Annotated in this window: 24 protein-coding genes and 2 pseudogenes; 6 read left to right on the top strand and 20 right to left on the bottom strand. The window is 62.8% G+C overall.

Annotation, left to right across the window (positions count from 1 at the left end):
- Positions 1-275: hypothetical protein (locus tag F0Q45_RS10565; RefSeq protein ID WP_149653901.1), on the bottom strand; the 275-nt coding region annotated here is incomplete at its 3' end.
- Positions 276-396: 121 nt separating this feature from the next.
- On the opposite strand from F0Q45_RS10565, the gene F0Q45_RS10560 reads away from it, so the two are divergent.
- Together F0Q45_RS10560 and mbp1 are read left to right on the top strand one after the other, a co-directional pair.
- Positions 397-597, top strand: coding sequence for a hypothetical protein (locus F0Q45_RS10560; RefSeq protein ID WP_149653900.1), 201 nt, complete (start codon positions 397-399; stop codon positions 595-597).
- 158 nt (positions 598-755) lie between these two features.
- On the top strand, positions 756-989 hold the full coding sequence (gene mbp1, locus F0Q45_RS10555; protein WP_149653899.1) for a microaggregate-binding protein 1: 234 nt from the start codon (positions 756-758) through the stop codon (positions 987-989).
- 229 nt (positions 990-1218) lie between these two features.
- Here mbp1 and F0Q45_RS10550 read toward each other — a convergent pair whose 3' ends face one another.
- From F0Q45_RS10550 to F0Q45_RS10530, 5 genes are all read right to left on the bottom strand, one after another.
- Positions 1219-1896, bottom strand: coding sequence for a UdgX family uracil-DNA binding protein (locus F0Q45_RS10550; protein ID WP_149653898.1), 678 nt, complete (start codon positions 1894-1896; stop codon positions 1219-1221).
- Complete coding sequence (locus tag F0Q45_RS10545) at positions 1880-2293, bottom strand: ChaB family protein (RefSeq protein ID WP_149653897.1); 414 nt, start codon at positions 2291-2293, stop codon at positions 1880-1882. The genes F0Q45_RS10550 and F0Q45_RS10545 overlap by 17 nt, the downstream gene beginning before the upstream one ends.
- Before the next feature lie 26 nt (positions 2294-2319).
- Complete coding sequence (locus tag F0Q45_RS10540) at positions 2320-2856, bottom strand: DUF1360 domain-containing protein (protein WP_262490941.1); 537 nt, start codon at positions 2854-2856, stop codon at positions 2320-2322.
- A gap of 139 nt (positions 2857-2995) precedes the next feature.
- A complete protein-coding gene (locus F0Q45_RS10535) occupies positions 2996-3625 on the bottom strand; it encodes a flavodoxin family protein (RefSeq protein ID WP_149653896.1) in 630 nt (209 codons plus the stop codon).
- 122 nt (positions 3626-3747) lie between these two features.
- Positions 3748-4116 (bottom strand): MerR family transcriptional regulator, encoded by a 369-nt coding sequence (locus tag F0Q45_RS10530; protein ID WP_149653895.1) that lies wholly within the window; start codon positions 4114-4116, stop codon positions 3748-3750.
- Positions 4117-4261: 145 nt separating this feature from the next.
- Here F0Q45_RS10530 and F0Q45_RS10525 point away from each other — a divergent pair, with 145 nt between their 5' ends.
- Positions 4262-4711 carry an Hsp20/alpha crystallin family protein gene (locus F0Q45_RS10525; RefSeq protein ID WP_149653906.1) on the top strand — a complete coding sequence of 150 codons (450 nt, stop codon included), beginning with the start codon at positions 4262-4264 and terminating at the stop codon, positions 4709-4711.
- 155 nt (positions 4712-4866) lie between these two features.
- On the opposite strand, the gene F0Q45_RS10520 is transcribed toward F0Q45_RS10525, so the two are convergent.
- From F0Q45_RS10520 to F0Q45_RS10475, 10 genes are all read right to left on the bottom strand, one after another.
- Entirely contained in the window at positions 4867-5754 is an 888-nt protein-coding gene (locus tag F0Q45_RS10520; RefSeq protein ID WP_149653894.1) for a universal stress protein, read from the bottom strand.
- Between the two features lie 235 nt (positions 5755-5989).
- Positions 5990-6874: a universal stress protein gene (locus F0Q45_RS10515; protein WP_149653893.1), complete on the bottom strand. Its 885-nt coding sequence runs from the start codon at positions 6872-6874 to the stop codon at positions 5990-5992.
- Positions 6875-7035: 161 nt separating this feature from the next.
- Positions 7036-7983 (bottom strand): formate/nitrite transporter family protein, encoded by a 948-nt coding sequence (locus F0Q45_RS10510; RefSeq protein WP_149653905.1) that lies wholly within the window; start codon positions 7981-7983, stop codon positions 7036-7038.
- Between the two features lie 14 nt (positions 7984-7997).
- Positions 7998-8498 (bottom strand): flavin reductase family protein, encoded by a 501-nt coding sequence (locus F0Q45_RS10505; protein ID WP_188112866.1) that lies wholly within the window; start codon positions 8496-8498, stop codon positions 7998-8000.
- Positions 8499-8515: 17 nt separating this feature from the next.
- Entirely contained in the window at positions 8516-8782 is a 267-nt protein-coding gene (locus F0Q45_RS10500; RefSeq protein ID WP_149653891.1) for a hypothetical protein, read from the bottom strand.
- Positions 8779-9393 (bottom strand): RNA polymerase sigma factor, encoded by a 615-nt coding sequence (locus F0Q45_RS10495; RefSeq protein WP_149653890.1) that lies wholly within the window; start codon positions 9391-9393, stop codon positions 8779-8781. Before F0Q45_RS10495 ends, F0Q45_RS10500 begins: the two co-directional genes overlap by 4 nt.
- 19 nt (positions 9394-9412) lie before the next feature.
- Entirely contained in the window at positions 9413-10480 is a 1068-nt protein-coding gene (locus tag F0Q45_RS10490; protein ID WP_149653889.1) for an acyl-CoA dehydrogenase family protein, read from the bottom strand.
- Positions 10477-10953: a cyanase gene (cynS, locus tag F0Q45_RS10485; RefSeq protein WP_149653888.1), complete on the bottom strand. Its 477-nt coding sequence runs from the start codon at positions 10951-10953 to the stop codon at positions 10477-10479. The genes F0Q45_RS10490 and cynS overlap by 4 nt, the downstream gene beginning before the upstream one ends.
- A gap of 8 nt (positions 10954-10961) precedes the next feature.
- A complete protein-coding gene (locus F0Q45_RS10480) occupies positions 10962-11486 on the bottom strand; it encodes an OsmC family protein (protein WP_149653887.1) in 525 nt (174 codons plus the stop codon).
- Between the two features lie 288 nt (positions 11487-11774).
- Positions 11775-12611, bottom strand: coding sequence for a DUF3097 domain-containing protein (locus F0Q45_RS10475; RefSeq protein WP_149653886.1), 837 nt, complete (start codon positions 12609-12611; stop codon positions 11775-11777).
- 316 nt (positions 12612-12927) lie between these two features.
- Here F0Q45_RS10475 and F0Q45_RS10470 point away from each other — a divergent pair, with 316 nt between their 5' ends.
- From F0Q45_RS10470 to F0Q45_RS28615, 3 genes and pseudogenes are all read left to right on the top strand, one after another.
- Positions 12928-13251 carry an ArsR/SmtB family transcription factor gene (locus tag F0Q45_RS10470; RefSeq protein ID WP_149653885.1) on the top strand — a complete coding sequence of 108 codons (324 nt, stop codon included), beginning with the start codon at positions 12928-12930 and terminating at the stop codon, positions 13249-13251.
- Positions 13248-13472: pseudogene (locus F0Q45_RS29185) on the top strand (ATPase); the annotation flags it as partial. The gene F0Q45_RS10470 and the pseudogene F0Q45_RS29185, both read left to right, overlap by 4 nt.
- Positions 13471-13651: pseudogene (locus F0Q45_RS28615) on the top strand (maleylpyruvate isomerase family mycothiol-dependent enzyme); the annotation flags it as partial. The pseudogenes F0Q45_RS29185 and F0Q45_RS28615, both read left to right, overlap by 2 nt.
- Before the next feature lie 33 nt (positions 13652-13684).
- Here F0Q45_RS28615 and F0Q45_RS10455 read toward each other — a convergent pair.
- Genes F0Q45_RS10455 through F0Q45_RS10440 form a run of 4 tightly spaced genes read right to left on the bottom strand, consistent with a single transcriptional unit; the run spans position 13685 to position 17526 of the window.
- Positions 13685-14659: a patatin-like phospholipase family protein gene (locus tag F0Q45_RS10455; RefSeq protein WP_149653904.1), complete on the bottom strand. Its 975-nt coding sequence runs from the start codon at positions 14657-14659 to the stop codon at positions 13685-13687.
- A 45-nt stretch (positions 14660-14704) separates the two neighbouring features.
- Positions 14705-15775: an ABC transporter ATP-binding protein gene (locus tag F0Q45_RS10450; protein WP_149653884.1), complete on the bottom strand. Its 1071-nt coding sequence runs from the start codon at positions 15773-15775 to the stop codon at positions 14705-14707.
- A 4-nt stretch (positions 15776-15779) separates the two neighbouring features.
- Positions 15780-16622, bottom strand: coding sequence for a carbohydrate ABC transporter permease (locus F0Q45_RS10445; RefSeq protein ID WP_149653883.1), 843 nt, complete (start codon positions 16620-16622; stop codon positions 15780-15782).
- Positions 16609-17526, bottom strand: coding sequence for a carbohydrate ABC transporter permease (locus tag F0Q45_RS10440; RefSeq protein ID WP_149653903.1), 918 nt, complete (start codon positions 17524-17526; stop codon positions 16609-16611). The genes F0Q45_RS10445 and F0Q45_RS10440 overlap by 14 nt, the downstream gene beginning before the upstream one ends.
- Positions 17527-17530 lie beyond the last annotated feature (4 nt).

The raw sequence follows: 17530 nt of genomic DNA, 5'->3' as shown, positions 1-17530 counted from the left end.
CCCATCGTCGAAGCATGGGTGGGCACTGACGACAGCACGATTGACCTCGGAACCCAGCGCACCGCGGTGCGATACGCATGACGGTAATACCCGCCGTCATCGTCTTCTGGTTCGAACAGCTGGCTGACAAGCCCGCCTGCGGGCGGGAAACCTGCCCGCGGGTAACCGGTCTCTCGGATGGTGAGCGACTTCCTCCCGCGCCCGAACAGCTGCCCAAGGTGCTGCAGCGCGCCATTAGTACCGCATTTACCCCAGCGGGCGTCGACCGCGCTCATTGTCCCGGGCTGCGCCGACTCGAATATTCTTTGTCCACAAACGAATTCAAGATGATTCTGCCCCCTATGCCCAGTTCCTGTCGCCGTTCGGGTCGGCCCGCGGCGTCCCACCGTGATCGGCATGCGTTATCCGTTGCAACGCACGTCCGACCGTTCCTGGCAGCAGACAACCGAGCGCGACGTGGCGCGCTGGTGGGACACCATGGCACTGGTGCGAGGGCGGGCGGTGCGGAAAGTCGTCCATATCGCTCCAGCGCGGGTCAGCGCTTTCGTGCCGGTCTTCGCGCCGTCGACCACCCAGTCCAAGGGCTACGCGCCGTGACACAGCCCACAGGTTTGAGGCGGCGGCCAGGCGGAAACCCTGACCGAGCAGGGGAGCTTTTGGAGTTGGCGCGCCAGCGCTGGTCTGTCCCTGTTGACTGAGCGCAATCGAGCGAGCGCGAGGTCGCCATGTGAATAAGCACGTAATAGGAGGAATTCATGGCGGAGAAGAGTGGCCCCCGAGAGGGCGTCGAAGGCGTCGTCGAGGGTGCGAAGGGCAAGGCAAAGGAAGTTATCGGTGCCGTGACGGGCCGTGATGACCTCAAGCACGAGGGTCAGGCGCAGCAGGACAAAGCCGACGCCCAGCGTGATGCGGCCAAGAAAGAAGCCGAGGCTGAGGCCGCTCGTGGTGGAGCGGAGACGGCGGAGGAGCGCCAAAAGGCTAATCAGTAGCTTCTAGGAGGCATGGGCCCAGTCCGATCCGGACTGGGCCCATGTGTCGGTTTTGCGCCAAGCCGATGAGCGGTCGATGCCCTCAGGCACGGTGCGCGATTTTCGAAGATTCTGCTGTCCAAGATGTTTCGTGCTCATCAGGGCGCCGCCGCAACTCGGCGTCGGCGTATCTCGTTCGATGGCGATCGGAATTCCGGCGGTTCGGCGATCACTGACAGGCGCCGCGCAGTCATCGTTCGCCAGTCGCCCGGTCCAGACCGGCCAGGGCGCCCTTGAGGTCAGCGACGAACGAGCCGTAACTGGCTTGACGGCGGTCACTGCGATCACGCAGCACTGCAGAGGGATGAACGGTAGCTGTGACGAGCGGCCTTGGATCTACTTCGGCGCCCAGAGCCGCAGGCAAACGCAAGTGCTCACCGCGATGCGCAGTAAGTCGAAACGTCTTGCCCAGCAAGGATTGCGCGGCCGTTGCACCCAGGCACACGATCACTTGCGGCCGAATTGCCTCAATCTCGGCAATCAGCCAAGGTTGGCAAGCAACGATTTCAGTTCGGCCGGGTTTTTGATGTATCCGCCGCTTGCCCTCCCTCCGGAACTTGAAGTGCTTGACCGCATTGGTCTGGTAAGTCAGCGCGGCATCGATGTTGGCGTCGTCGAGAGCTCGCTGTAGCAGCCGACCGGCTGGACCGACGAACGGGAGCCCTTCGTGGTCCTCGCGGTCCCCCGGCTGCTCACCCACCAACATGAGCGGAGCGTTGCACGTGCCGTGACCGAATACGGTTTGGGTAGCGTCCTGGTACAGCGCACACCCGTGACAGCTGCTCGCCGCGTGAGCTAACGACGCCAGTGCCCGGTTGTCTGGTAGATAAACCGCCGCGCCAACTGCGTGCTCAGCCTCTCCGAGCACGGCGATTGTACTTCTTGATCGCGTCAACCAGTTGGGACTTCGTCATCCTGGAACGACCCCGCACATCGAGGCGGCGCGCGATGCCGAGCAGATGTTGCTTGCTGGCATTGGCATCGACGCCTGCTGCCGAAGGCAGTGGGTTGTCCAACCCGCCTCTCGCAGCGCGTTGATGGGACGGGCCCTTTTGCTCTTTGGCTTCCCAGTGGTCGTCAACTTTTTCGAAACTGTGCTTGACAGCAGCATAAGCAACTCGATGCGCCCGCTCCTCGTTGCCGTACTGTTTCACGGCCGAGTCATGAGCTTTCGCAAACGTCCGCTGCGCCTTGGCGCTGGAGCGCCGCAATGTGCTGGGCAGCTCATCCAGCTTCGCTGCGCCGGTCTTGGTTGTCTTCGGCATGGCAAAACCTTTCCTGATGGGCTAGCTCATCCTCGCGCCGATTGCTGCGCCATCGCATAGGCGAGCTGTAAGAAGTCGGCGCCGGCCAGCGCGGTGAAGGTACCCGCCACCAAGCGAGTAAACCTCGGAGCAAAGATCAAGCCGATAGCAAATCCGGTGGCAACCCACATGTCCAGACAGAACGGGCACGACAACAACTCCCCCATGCTGTGCCGGAATTGATTGCCGTGCCGAGTTTGCTCGTTCACCTCGGCCGGGCCGCCCCCGCCCACGTAGCGGGTAAAGGGCGCGCGTAGCGGGCTGGTCACAGCATCTTTGGTCACCGTGCGCGACAACTTGTGGGTTCCCACTGCTGCCATGAACAGGTCAAGGACGCGCCACTGCTCGGGGAGCCTGCGCCCGGTGATCGCCGCCACCACTACGGTTGCCACCACCAACGTGCTGTATGCAGCCATGACAACCACGTACCCACCCAACGGTCGCGGATTGTCACCTCGATATTCGTCAGTCTCCTGGCGGACCAGGCCCGCCACGTCCGCGCTGACCTCCGTCACTTCTGCCACTGGTGGTGCTCCTATCGGCTAGCTTCTCGCAGGCCCGGGGTACCCGTTTCGGGAGCAAGCAATCTCGGCTAAGCCTCTTGGCCTGGTGCCGAGGCCTCGACATCGCCACAGGACATGGCGGAATGGGAGCGATGCCGTATTACGGTTCGTAGGGAGGATATGTCCTAGCCTTCAACGCGCGCGCGAGATGAACAGCGTTGCGGGCGGCTGCCGCGGTAGTGGCAGCGACCTGTTCGGGCACCTCGTCGAGATCGTTGTAGTCGGTGGTCTGCATCGCAGCTCCGGTCCAGTACGTGCTGCCCTGGGCCGGGATGGTGTAGCCGATGTCGTTGAGCGCTTGGAACGTGTCGGCGATTACCTTGTGAGCGCCATCCTCATTGCCCACCACGCTGACGATCGCTACCTTGCCGACCATCGCGGGTGTCCCGCTGTCGTCGGTGTTGGATAATTCGGCGTCCAGGCGTTCCAGGACACGTTGGGCCACACTCGACGGGTGTCCGAGCCAGATCGGCGTGCTGACCACCAGGATGTCTGCGTCCAGCACCTTGTGACGGAGGCCTGGCCACTCATCGCCACGTCCCATATCGGTTTCGACGCCAGGCGCGATGGCATGGTCTACGCAGCGGATCAGCTCGCATTCAACGTCAGCGCCGCGAAGCTCCTTGGTGAGGTGTTCGGCGATGAGCGCGCTACTCGATGGAGCCGGGCTCGGCTTGAGGCTGCACACCAGGACAATCGCGCGCAGCGGTACGTTCAACTGGCTGACCATACCGGGGTCATACCCCAATCACATCGCCGGAAACGCTGGCAAGAAGCCGCGCTTGTAGGCAACTCGCTGATCAGCACCGTTCCGCGCGGTCACCGCCGCTAGAGATCGAAAGTCGCTGATTTTCAACACTGTTGGCGGGCAGGCTCGAACCCGCCCGCTTTGGCGGCATGGCGCAGACTGCGATTGGTGGCCTGCAAGTCTTGATTGGCCGCAGCAAGCACGGCGTTGTCATCCTCGAGACTCAAGATGCGCGCAATTCCGGCCAGATTGACCCCGGCGTCCACCAAAGCGCTGATGCGTTGCAAGCGAGCCAGGTCGTCGGCACTGTAGCGCCGCGTTCCACCATCACTACGAGCGGGTGTCAGCAGTCCGTACCGCTCATATAGCCGAAGCGACTGCACGGCGATGCCGGAGAGTTCGGCTGCTACGGAGATGCCGTAAACGCCCTGATCGGGCGCTGGGGCGCCGCCTTCGCCAGAACGGTCGGCCATCACTTATCTCCTCGGCTGCAACTCCCACAGAAAACTGTCTACCACACTTGCAATTGCTATGTCGATAGTGGTATATCAAATCTATGCTGGCTGCCATAGAAATGCAGCGGCGTATCACAGTAGACCAGACTGGGAGGTGACCACCATGCTGATGCGTACCGATCCGTTCCGCGATCTGGACCGCTTCGCCCAGCAAGTGCTAGGCACGGCCGCTCGACCAGCGGTGATGCCGATGGATGCGTGGCGCGACGGCGAACGTTTCGTCGTCGAGTTCGACCTGCCAGGTATTGACCCGGCCTCGCTGGACATCGACATCGAGCGCAACGTCGTGACCCTTCGCGCCGAACGAGCTGGTGTCGACCCGAATCGGGAAATGCTGGCCAGCGAACGGCCACGTGGGGTGTTCAGCCGCCAACTGGTGCTAGGCGAAAACCTAGACACCGACCGGATCGAGGCTTCCTACCGCGAAGGGGTGCTGAGGCTGCAGATCCCAGTGGCCGAAAAAGCCAAGCCACGCAAGATTTCTGTAGCCCGCGACAACGGCCCTAAGGCCATCAACGAAGGCGACGAGCAGCATGCGGTGATAGACGCCTGATCGGCGGTGGGAAGCGCGGCGACCGCTAACGAGTGGCGACACCACGCGGCAAATCCCAGCTCCGCCACTGCGTAGCGCCGCCGGTCCCGCCAGCGCCATCGCCAGCGCCACCGCAGACCCCATACGTGACACGATCTCGGGCAGGTCGCCGCGGCTTAAGACGGCCGCGCCACGATTACGGGCATCCGCACCGAGTGCAAGACCGCATTGCTCACCGATCCCAGCAGCATGCCGCTTACGCCGCCCCGGCCGTGACTTCCAACCACGACCAGCTGGGCGGTCTTCGACCTCTCGACGAGCTGGTGGGCCGGACGATCGCAAACGACGACTCGGCGCACGGTTACCTCGGGATATCGTTCCTGCCAGCCAGCGAGTCGTTCAGCCAGACTGCACTGGGCTTCTGCCTCCACCGTCGACCAGTTGAGCCCCGGTAGCTCGACCACCTCGAGGTCGCTCCAGGCGTGCACTGCGATCAGCTCCACACCACGACGGGATGCTTCGTCGAAGGCGACCGCTGTCGCGAGTTCCGAAGCCGGTGACCCGTCGATCCCAAGCAGCACGGGCGCGTGCTGCGGATCCGGCATCAAGGGATCTTCGTCGCGGATGATCGCGACGGGACAGCGGGCGCGCCGCACCAAACTCGAACTGACCGAACCGAGCAATGCCCTGGACAACGCGCCGCGACCGGAGCTGCCCACCACCATCAGCTCCGCCTCGGCGGACATTTCCACCATCGTGGGCACCGGCGTAGAGAAGACAATCTCGCTCTTCACGGTGAGCTTGTGCTCCGAAGGGATGGATTCCTCGGCGATCTTGACGGCCGCGGCGATCACCTTGCGTCCCTCGTCTTCCTGCCAAACCGCCCACGTATCCGGATAAGGCATCGGCGGCCAGGTCGCCACGTCGGTACTCACCACGTGGACGACGGTCAGCGGGATGTTTCGCATTGCCGCGTCACGGGCCGCCCAACACACCGCGGCGTTGGATGCAGGTGAGCCGTCGGCCCCGACGACAACACCGAGATACTTTCCCGAAGTGGACATTTCGTTGTTCCTCCGTTACCCGCCGTTAGCCGGCAAACCTACGACCAGTGGTGTGTGTACGCCAATGCGGCCCGGCACGAGCGCTCCGCCCAGGCGGCGTCAACGCGTTCTTTCCCGATCACATAGGTCATGGTCTCAAAGCTATTAGACCCGTAGCGGCACTCGCGCCTACCGAACGGCCTGTCGAGCAAGGACCAAAGACCCTTCTTGGGCCTCTTTTAGCCAAGGTGACGAGCTAGCTGGGACGAACGACGATTACCGGAATTTTCGCCGAGTGGGCCACCGTGGAGCTGACCGAACCCAGCAGCATGCCGGGAAATCCCCCGCGGCCGCGACTTCCCAGGACCACCAATTGCGCGCGTTGGGTCCCTTCAAGCAGCCGGTGCGCGGGTTTGTCACAGACAAGCGATCGACGAACGTGCACATCGGGGTACTGCTCTTGCCAACCCGCCAGCCGTTCTGCGAGAACTTCCTCTCCGTGGCTTTCGCGATCTCGCCAGTCCATCCCAAGGATCGGGAACACGCCGACGTCGCTCCACGCGTGCATCGCGACCAGCTCCACGCTGCGACGGGATGCCTCGTCGAATGCCAAGGCCAGCGCGGCTTCTGAGGCCGGCGATCCGTCGACGCCCACCAATACGGCCGCGTTAGGATCGAGAGCCCCACCGTCATCGGAATGAACGACCGCTACTGGACCATGCGCATGGTGCAGCAGCGCCGAGCTCACCGAGCCCAACAACATGCGGCCTAACGCACCCATCCCCTGGCTACCCACGACAGTCATCCAGGCTTCCCTGGAGGCATCGATGAGCGCCGGCACCAGGTTGGAATACACCAACTCGGTTCGGACATCTGGCGGCTCGGCATCACCCAGGCTCTGGGTAAGCGCTTTTGTGGCCCGCGCGATCACCTCGCGCGCTTCGTCCCTCTGCCACTCCGGCATCTCCGTGTAGAGCTGACCCACCGGCCAACCAACCACTACAGGCGCGACGCCGTGCATCAAGGTGATACGCATTCGACGCATGATCGCCTCGCGGGCGGCCCAGGCTACTGCCGCATCGGCTTGCGCCGACCCATCAACGCCCACCAGGATCCCGTACTCCGTTGTACTACCCGACATTTCCACACTCCTTGCGGTGGCGCTTGCCGGCCGGCGAGATCCTGAGCCAGCCGGAGCCCCACGCCCGCGCGATCACCGCGACGTGAGTCTCGAACCGACCGTATACGACAACCGCCCACTTCAGGAGAGCCCATGGACCTTTCTTCGCCTGATTGGTCCCATCACTCGCCGGTGGCGCGAACAGCACACGCATCAGGGCAGCGGCTGTCGCCACTACTTGAAGGCGAGTCACATTGCTTCTCCTGCGGCTGAAGCCTTGCGATGACGTAAAACGGCAGCGCCACAAACAGCGTGCCACCGACGAGGTTGCCGACGCTGGTGATACAGATATTCGTGATCAGCCCGTGACTACTCATACCCCAGCCGATCCCGCAGTGCGGGGCGTCCCGGTGAAATACATTGAGCAACAATGGGAGTCCCAGAAAGCCGACGTTGGCGACGACGTGCTGATCACTGCCGATCACAAATGCGAAGGGCCCGTAGAACGCGAACCCCATCCGCGCGACATCGCTGCGGGCTTTGTAATACATGCACATAGCCGTTTGCAGAAACCATGTGCAGAGTACGGCCAGGAGGAACGCCGTCCACAAGGGTTGACCGGCTTTCTGGGCGCCTACTGTTGCCGCACGCGCCGCGAAAGCGCCCAAATACGGACCGCCGGCTGCGGCGCAGACCGCCGCAAACACCAGTGTGCCAGCGATATTGCCGATCAGTCCGATGACTAGCAGCTGCAAGTAGCCAGCAAAGCTCATCCGCCCCTGCAGCACCGCGAAGCAGCCGGCCGCCATGTCGGCGGTAATCAGCGACGCACCTGACACAAGGATCAGAACGAACGACATGCCGAACGCCAACCCCATCAGCAAGCTGGCAATACCTGGGGTGGTAATCCCGGTGCTGACAACCAAGGACAACAGCGCGCCAAACCCCACCATCGCGCCGCCAATCAGTGAACGCAGCAAGAATGCCCCTGGGTGGGCAGATTTCATGAGCGCCATATCTGCTATTCGGGTCACCATAGCCGGCACGCTCAGCGGTTCGAATGGATCACCAGTTCGGCTACCGGTGGGCAACGGTCGTGCGCGGTCCGGGCCCACGGCAAGCTGAAACATCTGTGCGTCCCAGCTCAAGAAGCCACGGAATCGACGGTGTCCGCCCAATCATGCATTCGCCCCGAGTAATAGAGCAGCGGCAGGATACCGCGGCGGCGCGCGGCGCAAACCCTGACCAACAGGATGACATGGTCACCCGCGTCGTAAATTCGATCGACAAGTCCACTCACCGAGGCGGCCGCACCGGCAAGAACGGGACAGCCACCGTCATCGGTGTCGAATTGGACTCCGTCGAACCGATCCTCGACCTTGCTGGCGAACCGGCGCGCCACGTCCGCTTGGTGGTGCGCCAGCACGTTGATGGCCACGGAGCTCTGCATGCGGAATGCCGGAAGGCTGCCTGCGCTGCGTGCCACGCACAGTAGCAACAGCGGCGGATCGATCGACACCGAGGCAAACGAGCTGATGGTCATACCTATCGGCCTGTCACCCAGTCGGGTGGTCACCACGGTAACGCCGGAAGGGAAGGCGCCCATGGCATTTCGCATCGATCTGGCGTCTACGGGTTGCTGCACCCGCGTACCTGCACTCGTCATTGTTGACCTTTCCGAAAGGCGTTGATCGTGTTGATGACCCCCGCTATGTGCTCGGCGCTGAGCTTTTCCCCGTCGAAGACGTGGTTAAGCAGGATCTTGAGGTCGAGCATCTGTTGCAGATAGATGAGGCACGGCGGGCACTCTTCGAGGTGTTTAGCCACGATCGCTCCCCACTCATCGGGGTCCGCGTCGACCAGGTCGTCGACAAGTCGAACGAAGTCAACGCAGTCGATCGCGGGGACTGTGTTGTCGTAGACGGTCATCGTTGATACCGCTTTTCCAGTTCATGTCGGAGGTTTCCGCGGGCTCGGTAGAGCAGAGCGCGTTGCGCTTCTGCTGATAGCTCGAGAATCACCGCCGCCTCCTCCGCGGAGGTACCGATCAGGTCGCGCAGGATAATGAGCTGTCGCTGCCGTGCGGGCAGCGCATCAAGCGCCGCCCGCACGTAGTCGACGACCTCCCTTGCCACCGTCTGGTCCTCCGGGAGAAATCGCCTCGACGGCGGCAGGCTCCAGTGCCCAGCGTCAGAGTGGCCGGCAGGATGCATGCGGCGCGTCAGCGGGTCGACCTCGTCGGTGGCCAGCACCTCGTATTCGCGGATCCGGGATTCGCGGCGTCGGTGCCGCGATGCAGTGTTCTTGACAATCCCGAACAACCAGGTGGCCACCGATGAGCGGCCCTCGAACGACACCGAAGACTGCATTGCTTGCAGCCAGGCTTCTTGTACCGCCTCTTCAGCCGCCGCTGGCGAAGTCACCATTGTGCAAGCGAAATTCACCATTTGCCGGTGATAGTCCCGCACCAAGATGGCCAGCGGAATTCCGCCGACCATGTGCTCGGCTGCGGGTCCGGGTGGGACCGCGACCGGGGTCATCGTTGACCTACACGGTCAGTCAACGGCATCCACCCAACTCCCACCGCAGCTGAGCCTCCGACGGCGACTGCACGGGCAAGAACGCGGCCTCCCGGTACCGCCGGCTGGCCGGTGTCCTACTCGCATACCCCTTGCCTCCAGCCGTACGGATCTCTAGATCAGCTGCAGCAGTAGCGATCTCGGCCGCGCCGAGGCGCAGTGACAGCAACTCTTTCTTGCTCGGCGGCCGATCTCGGCCGACCGACGATGCCAAGCCAGTCAAGGTCGTCTCCGCCAAGGCGAGCTTTCCCGCAATCAGGTCCAGCTCGGGAGCGAAGACCGCGTTCACTCCGGTGAGGCCGACCCGGCACTGCGTTATCGTGGTCCTGGCTAGGCCGATACACATCGCTGATTGCAGCACCAAGAAGGTCGGGCGGACCGCATCCAGGAACCCTTCAAAGTCGGTGGACAACAGTTGCTCGTCGGCGGCATACACGTCCTTCAATTCCAGGAACGACGAGGCCGTGCTCCCCATGGCTAAAAGTTCGAAGTGATCACCGATGGTGATGCCCATTGTGCTCAAAGGCAGGGCCAGGATTACCTTGTCGCCACCCGCGGTGCGCGCCGCGGTCACCAGAATCGAGTCGTGGTACAGGTTACTGGCCCACCTGATAGATCCACTCAACTGGTAACCCCCCGCGACGGGCACGGCCGTAAGTTCGAGGCTGCCACACCCGGCCGCGTCTTTGAAAGCCGCGGCCATGCCTGTGATCCCCAGTGCGGCGCCGGTCAGCAGCCGCTCGGCGGTGACGAGGCTGTATTCCGTCGCAGCGGTGAGCAAATACTCGATCGCCATGCGATTAGCCCACACACAGAACCCCGTACTCATGCACTCCCCCGAGATCATCCGAATCACGGCGGCCATCTCCGGGAGCCGTCCGTCAGCGTTGCCGGGAGCGCCTAGTCCGAGTAGCCCGACAGCACCCAGGCCGGCAAAGCTGCGGCGGGCCGTGTCGTCGCCGCGGTCCAGCACACCGGCATGCGCGCGAATGTCAGCCAGAAGCTCCGAACCCAGTAATTCGGTCGCGGCGTCCATGGTCGCGGTCACGACATCACCTCCGGTTCAGTGTTATTCCATTGGTAGTCGAGAAATTTGCCGTCGAAGGTCACTATGACCCGATCACCGTGCGGATCCGTACGACGTTCGACGCTCATTCGGAAGTTGATCGCACTCATGATTCCGTCGCCGAACTCCTCAGCGATCAGCTCCTTGATCGCCGGCCCGTAGATCGACAGCGCCTCATGAAACCGGGCGATCGTCGGATCCAACGACGCCGATTCGTCACTTCCCCGGTAGGGCGGCAGCTGCAGACTAGCGACGGCGTCGTCGCCGAGATCCAGCATCGATGCGATGGTCGAGGCATCATTGCCCGACAGGGGGTGCTGGCCAAGGAGCGCCGCGACGGTCCATACCTTGTCCTTATTGATGGCGTCGGCAATCTTGGCCCAGCTCAATCCTTTTGCTACCCGAGACAGCTTGATGGTTTCGCCGAGTTGCAGTTTGGTCGCGTTGTAGGTCATCGAGATGCCTAGTCGAGGGTCAGGGTTGACTCGACGCTTGCCGGACGGCGGAATGTGTTTACCACCGGCGACCAGGCAATCGCGTTCTCGTGGATCTGCTTCAGCGTTTCTGCCTCGGCATCTCCAGCGAGCGCGACCTTGCAGCGCACCGCAGTGAAGCCGAGGACCTTGTCGGCCGGTGTATCGCCAACGCCCCACACGGCAGAAATGTCGATGTCGCCTTCCATCTCCACTTCGATCTTGGTCAGAGTCACGCCACGGTGGGTGGCGTTGGCCAGCAGACCTACTGAGATGCAGGAGCCAAGGGCCGCCAGGGTGGTCTCGGAGGGATTGGGCGCTGAGTCGTCGCCCAGCAGCGCGGGCGGTTCGCCGACGAGCATCGGCGCCAGGTCGCGTACGTAGGTCATGTTGCGGAATCCGGACTCACACACTGTCTTGGCCTTCAGCGTCTTCTTGCCGGTGTTGGGGTCCGCCTTGGCGTTGCACGACAGCCGGTCTAGGCCTTGCGCATCGATGACAAGCACGTCGGTCATGAAATCCTCCGGTTCTCAGATCGATTGGTTTTCGTTCTCACGGCTTTAGTGTCCGGCTGCAACCAAAACGTGACGGTCATTCATCGTGATTTACCCAATCGAAACGAACATCACATGTTTGAAACACGCGGGCGCATCCGGGAACCGCGCGTAAGCACTGCGATCGGACGTCCGGCGCAGGTTGACTAGCGCTGCCCAGCAGAGATTTTGGTGGATCGGATGAAATCCGAATCCCATGGGAGGACCGGTTACGTCCTCAGCTCGGACAACGGCGCCGCATGCCGGCCGCTAGGCCGTGGGTTGGGTCACGAAGTCGATGAGTTCCTCAACGCGGCCGATGAGTGCCGGATCCAAGTCATTCCAGTCGCGTACTTTCGAGCGAATGCGTCGCCACGCGGTGGCGATGTCCGTCTGGTTGGCGTGCGGCCAGCCAAGCGCCTCGCAGATTCCGTGTTTCCATTCGATGTTCCGGGGCACGACGGGCCATGCCTGCAAGCCGAGTCGCTGCGGCTTCACCGCCTGCCAGATATCGACGTACGGGTGACCGACGACCAGCGTGTCTGATCCACCCGGCCCGCCACGCACCGCGTCGGCGATGCGTGCCTCCTTGGACCCGGGGACCAGATGGTCGACGAGCACGCCGAGTCGACAGCGCGGCTCGGGACGGAAGTCGGCGACGATCCGGACCAGGTCGTCGACCCCGCCGAGGTGCTCCACCACAACGCCTTCGATGCGCAGGTCTTCGCCCCACACCTGTGCGATGAGCTCGGCGTCGTGACGGCCCTCGACGTATATCCGACTGGTCCGCGCAACCCGGGCGCGGGCGCCCGGAACCGCGACCGAGCCGGATGCCGTTCGCTTCAGTGCAGTCGGCGTTGGCCGGCGCGGAGCTGTGAGGATCACCGGTCGACCGTCGAGCAGGTAACCGGGACCGAGCGGAAAACCGCGGGTCTTACCGTGCCGGTCTTCGAGGTCGATACGGCCATATTCGACTCGGACCACGGCGCCGACGTAGCCGGTTTCGGCGTCCTCGACCACCATGCCGATCTCGACCGGATGCTCAACCGATCGCGGCGGGCGCCGCGCTCCCCCGGACAAGACGTCGCTGCCATAACGATCCACCACGCGGCAATATTAGGCAGTTGCTCGCCGGACGCGGTTGCGGCGCGCCGTGGCCGTCTAGCGGAAAATGGCTGTCTCGGAGCGGCTTTGGCTGCCCGCGCACACCATGGCTCGGTTTTCGGCGCGCCGGTACGGCGTTCGGGGAATGTCGCACGTGCTCACCGAGTCGGCTGCCATGCCACTGCATCGAGTGTGCAGTGACGGCTTTGAGTGCGCATGTGGGGCGAGAACGCCCACGATCGGCCGCCCTGCCGGCGCACTCGGCGCCGCCAGCGCGCACTCTTGAATCCCGATATTGGTAAGCAGGGACTTACGGTTCGTGGTCACTTACCAAGTGGGCGCCCAGCCTTGGCAGGCGCTGGCCGACGGGACTCGGCGCGCCATCATGGAACGTCTTGCTCATGGCCCGTCGGCCGTGGGTGAACTGGCTCGCGATCTGCCCGTCAGCCGGCCGGCGGTGTCACAGCACCTCAAGGTGCTCAAGGCAGCCGGGCTGGTCTGCGACCGCGCCGCGGGCACGCGTCGGGTCTACCAGCTCGACCCGACCGGCCTCGAGGCACTACGGGCCGACCTCAACTGGTTCTGGATACAAGCCCTGACCAGCTACGCACAGACCATCGACATCGAAGGAGACCGCGGATGACACGTCTGGCAAGCACCGCAATCCGGCACCGTCTCGTCGTCAATGCCTCGATCGAGCGCGCCTTCAGCGTGTTCACCGCTCGGTTTGGCGACTTCAAGCCCCGCGAGCACAACCTACTTAGGGTGCCGATCGCCGAAACAGTATTCGAATGCGTTGCGGGAGCGCACATCTACGACCGTAGCGGCGACTACAGTGTATGCAGATGGGCGCGGGTGCTGGTCTCGAGCACGGACCCAAGGACTGCGGCTATGCGCAACCGACGTCGACTGGACCCCACGGCAGCGGGCTTGAAGTGATCGGACCCGGTGAGGCATTGCTGATGGCCATGGCCGGCAGAGCCGCGGCCGTCACCGACCTCAGCGGTCCCGGCCAACGCACGCTCGCGCAACGACTGAGCTGATTGCCGCTTCGACCAACCGTTGGCCCGCAGCGCTTACACCAGCGGTGTGGCGGGGCCGCCGCACTCTGCGATGTAATCGCGGTAGTTCCAGGTCTTCAAGAAATCTTGACCCGCTTGAAATCCGCGTTGGTACAGGGCCTCGCGTTGTTCGGTGCTGATACTGAAGTCGATTGGGCTAATGGCATTCGCCGGCACGAAGATAGTGCGCCGCACGGTACATGGGTCGTCAATGTAGGCGTTGTCCTGATTGCTGACCAACGTCTCAATTGCGGCGATTCCCAATGACACCGGCCCGTGAACCGGACGAGTGGGCGGAATACCCGGACGTGACGACAGCCGAATCCCGAAGGTCGGCCACTCCGGTCCGCCGTCGGATCGGTCGAACAGCGCCACCGGAAAGTTCGACAGTAACCCTCCGTCAACCCAAGTCGCGCCGGCGACCCGAACCGGCTCGAACACGAACGGAATCGCCGCCGAGGCATGGACTGCGCGGGCCACCGAGAAGTCGTCCGGGTCAATGCCATAGGAGTCCAAGTCCCAGGGGATGCGAACCAGCCGCCGCCGAGACAGGTCGCTGGCTGTGACCACCAGCGACCAGGCGAATTGCTCAGGCTCATCGCCGGTACGCAGGTCAGCGAAAGTACGCACGCCCAGGTCATTGAGTAAACCGCTGAGCAGCTTTTCCAGATAGTCTCCCTGATAGACACCATCTGACACCAGCAGCGAGAGCACCCCACCTATCAACGGCACCTGTCCAACGAGACTGCGGTCGAGGAACTTTGAGTAGTCGATGCTGCGCATTATCTCGGAAAGACGTGTCAGCGGCTCGCCCGCAACCTGCAAGGCGGCGACCAGTGCGGCGACGATCGCACCGGCGCTGGTCCCTGCGACACGGGGAAACGTGTAGCCGGCCAACCCCAGCGCGTCCACCGCACCGACCAGCCCGATCCCCCGAACCCCGCCACCCTCGCACACCAGATCGACACGCTGTGTCTTCACGGCCGCCACCATAGCCGCATCATCGGCTGCCGTCGGTGTGCGACGCGCCGGAGCTCAGCCGATCCGACGGCCGTCGACCCCGAAGAAGTGCAGCTGCCCGGGTTGCGGGTGCAAACGCACACGGCTGCCACGCTGGGGCGGGTCGATGCCGTCAGTGCGAGCGACGACGGCCTGACCGATGACCTCGCCTGACCCCCTGTGACGGCCATACAGATAGGCGTCTGCGCCGAGCTCCTCCACCACGTCAACCTCCATTTCGACACCTACGTCGCCTACCTCGAAGTGTTCGGGACGTACGCCGACGATGATTTCGCTTGCGGTGGTGGCTATCTCGCGCGGCACCGGGATTGGGTAATCCCCTATCATCACCGAGGAATTGACAATCGCAAGCGTGAACAAGTTCATGGCCGGCGATCCGATGAATCCGGCAACAAAAACGTTATCGGGGTTACGGTACAGCGCGCGGGGGGCCGCGCACTGCTGCAGCACTCCGTCGCGCAGCACCGCGACGCGATCACCCATGGTCATGGCCTCGACCTGATCGTGGGTAACGTACACGGTCGTAGTTCCGAGTTGACGTTGCAACGCGGCGATCTGGTTACGGGTTTGCACCCGCAGTTTGGCGTCGAGATTGGACAACGGCTCGTCCATCAGAAAAACCTGGGGACGGCGCACAATTGCGCGCCCCATCGCCACCCGCTGGCGCTGCCCCCCGGAAAGCTCCTTGGGCTTGCGGTCCAGATATGGTTGCAAGTCGAGCAACTTCGCTGCGGCTAACACCCTTTCGCGGATCTCCGGCTTGGAAGTCTTGGCCACCTTCAACGCGAAGCCCATGTTCTGTGCCACCGTCATGTGTGGGTAGAGGGCATAGTTCTGGAAGACCATGGCAACGTCGCGATCCTTGGGGCTTACCCGGGTGACGTCGCGTTCGCCGATCCGGATCCGCCCCGAATCCAGCGGCTCCAATCCGGACACTATGCGCAGCGAGGTCGTCTTGCCGCACCCGGATGGTCCGACCAGCACGACGAACTCGCCGTCGCCGACGACTAGATCGAGACCGTCGAGTGCGGGTCGCTCTGCGCCCGGATACTGCCGCGTCGCCCCCTCAAACCTGACCGAAGCCATGCGGCTACCCACCCAGCCCAGTCGCGGCGATGCCGCGGATAAAGGAGCGCTGCGCGACCGCATAGATAAGGACCAACGGCAACAGGATCAGCATCGACGTTGCCATGAAAATAGGCCACCGCCCGACGTATTCACCTCGCAACCGCACCAGGCCAAGGGTCAGTGTGGCCAGACTGTTGCGTTGAATCATCAGTAGCGGCCACAGGAAATCGTTCCACACGTTGACCCAGGTGAGCACTCCCAGCACCATCACCGCCGGCCTGGCATGTGGTAACAGGATGCGCCAGTAGATCTGCCAGGGCGAGCAGCCGTCCAGAATCGCCGCTTCTTCCAGATCGGTGGGAAGCGTGAGGAAAAACTGCCGCATCAGGTAGGTGCCGAAGGCGCTACCGAACAACCCCGGCACAATCATCGCCCATGGCGTGTCCACCCACCCGAGCGTGCGCATCAAAATGAACTGTGGGATCACCGTGACCGTCAACGGAACCATCAGCGTGCCCAGATACAAAACGAACAAAGTGTCGCGGCCGCGGAAATGCAGGCGCGCAAAGGCATATCCGGCCAGCGAGCAAAAGAATACTTGGCCGGCGGTGACACATCCGGCATACCACACCGTGTTGAAGAACATCCGCCAGAATGGCATCAGCGCAAACACCTCAAGGTAATTGGACCACTGCGGGTGTGCCGGGACCAACGTCGGCTCGCTCACCTCGCCTTCCCCCTTCAGCGAGCCCGACAGTGCCCACATGATCGGAAACAGGGCACACCAGGCGATCGCGATCAGCGCGATGTACAGGACCGCAGCGCGAAAGAAGTTGCGGTTGAACACTCGATCAGCCGAGTCCACGGGAAACCTCCCACGAGCGGCGCCGCGTGAGGCGCAGTTGCAGTACGGTCAACGCCAGCAAGATGGCGAACATCACCCAGGCCAGCGCCGACGCGTAACCGAATTCCAGGAACCCAAAGGCGTTTTGGAACAGCATGATGCCTAAGACATAGGTTCCCGTTTCCGGTCCCCCGTTCGCACCGGTGAGAACGTACACCAGATCAAAAGCCTGGAATGCGTGGATGATCGAAATGACAACCACGAAGGACATTGCGCCGCGGATCAACGGCACCGTGATCGACACGAACTGCCGTATTTCGCCGGCGCCGTCGATTCTGGCCGCTTCGTAGACAGTTTCAGGAACCCCTTGCATCGCGGCCAACAGGACGACGGTGGCAAAGGGCACGCTTCGCCACACACTGACCAGGCATAGCGAAGCCATGGCCCATCGTGGTTCGATCAGCCACGGGATCGGGCCGATCCCCACCCAGCTCAACATGATGTTGAGTAATCCGTTATTGGTATCGAAGACAAACTGCCAGATGACCGCCATCACCACCGACGAGATGGCCAGCGGCAGGAATGTGATCGTCCGAAAGATGCCTATGCCCTTGACTTTCCGATTCAACACCGCGGCGACAACGAGGCTGATGAGAACGGTCGGCACAACCGTGCCGAGGGTGAAGATCACCGTGTTGCGCACGGCGATGAGAAACAGCGGGTCCGAGGTGAAAAGGTTTCGGAAGTTCCTTAGACCGACAAACCTCGGCGCAGTAAACAGATCCCAGCTCTCAAAGCTCATGTACAGCGAGAACCCGAGCGGAAACAGCAGGAAAATCACAACCGCTGCCAGGTTGGGCGCGACAAAGAGACGGCCGGCCCACGGCCGTCGCCGCCAGAGCTGGTCGCGCTTTCGCGCCTCGATCCAT

The organism is Mycobacterium simiae (assembly GCF_008370645.1).
Taxonomy (GTDB): Bacteria; Actinomycetota; Actinomycetes; order Mycobacteriales; family Mycobacteriaceae; genus Mycobacterium; species Mycobacterium simiae_A.
Note: the sequence above shows the minus strand (reverse complement) of the source record. Positions and strands in the feature narration are given on the sequence as shown.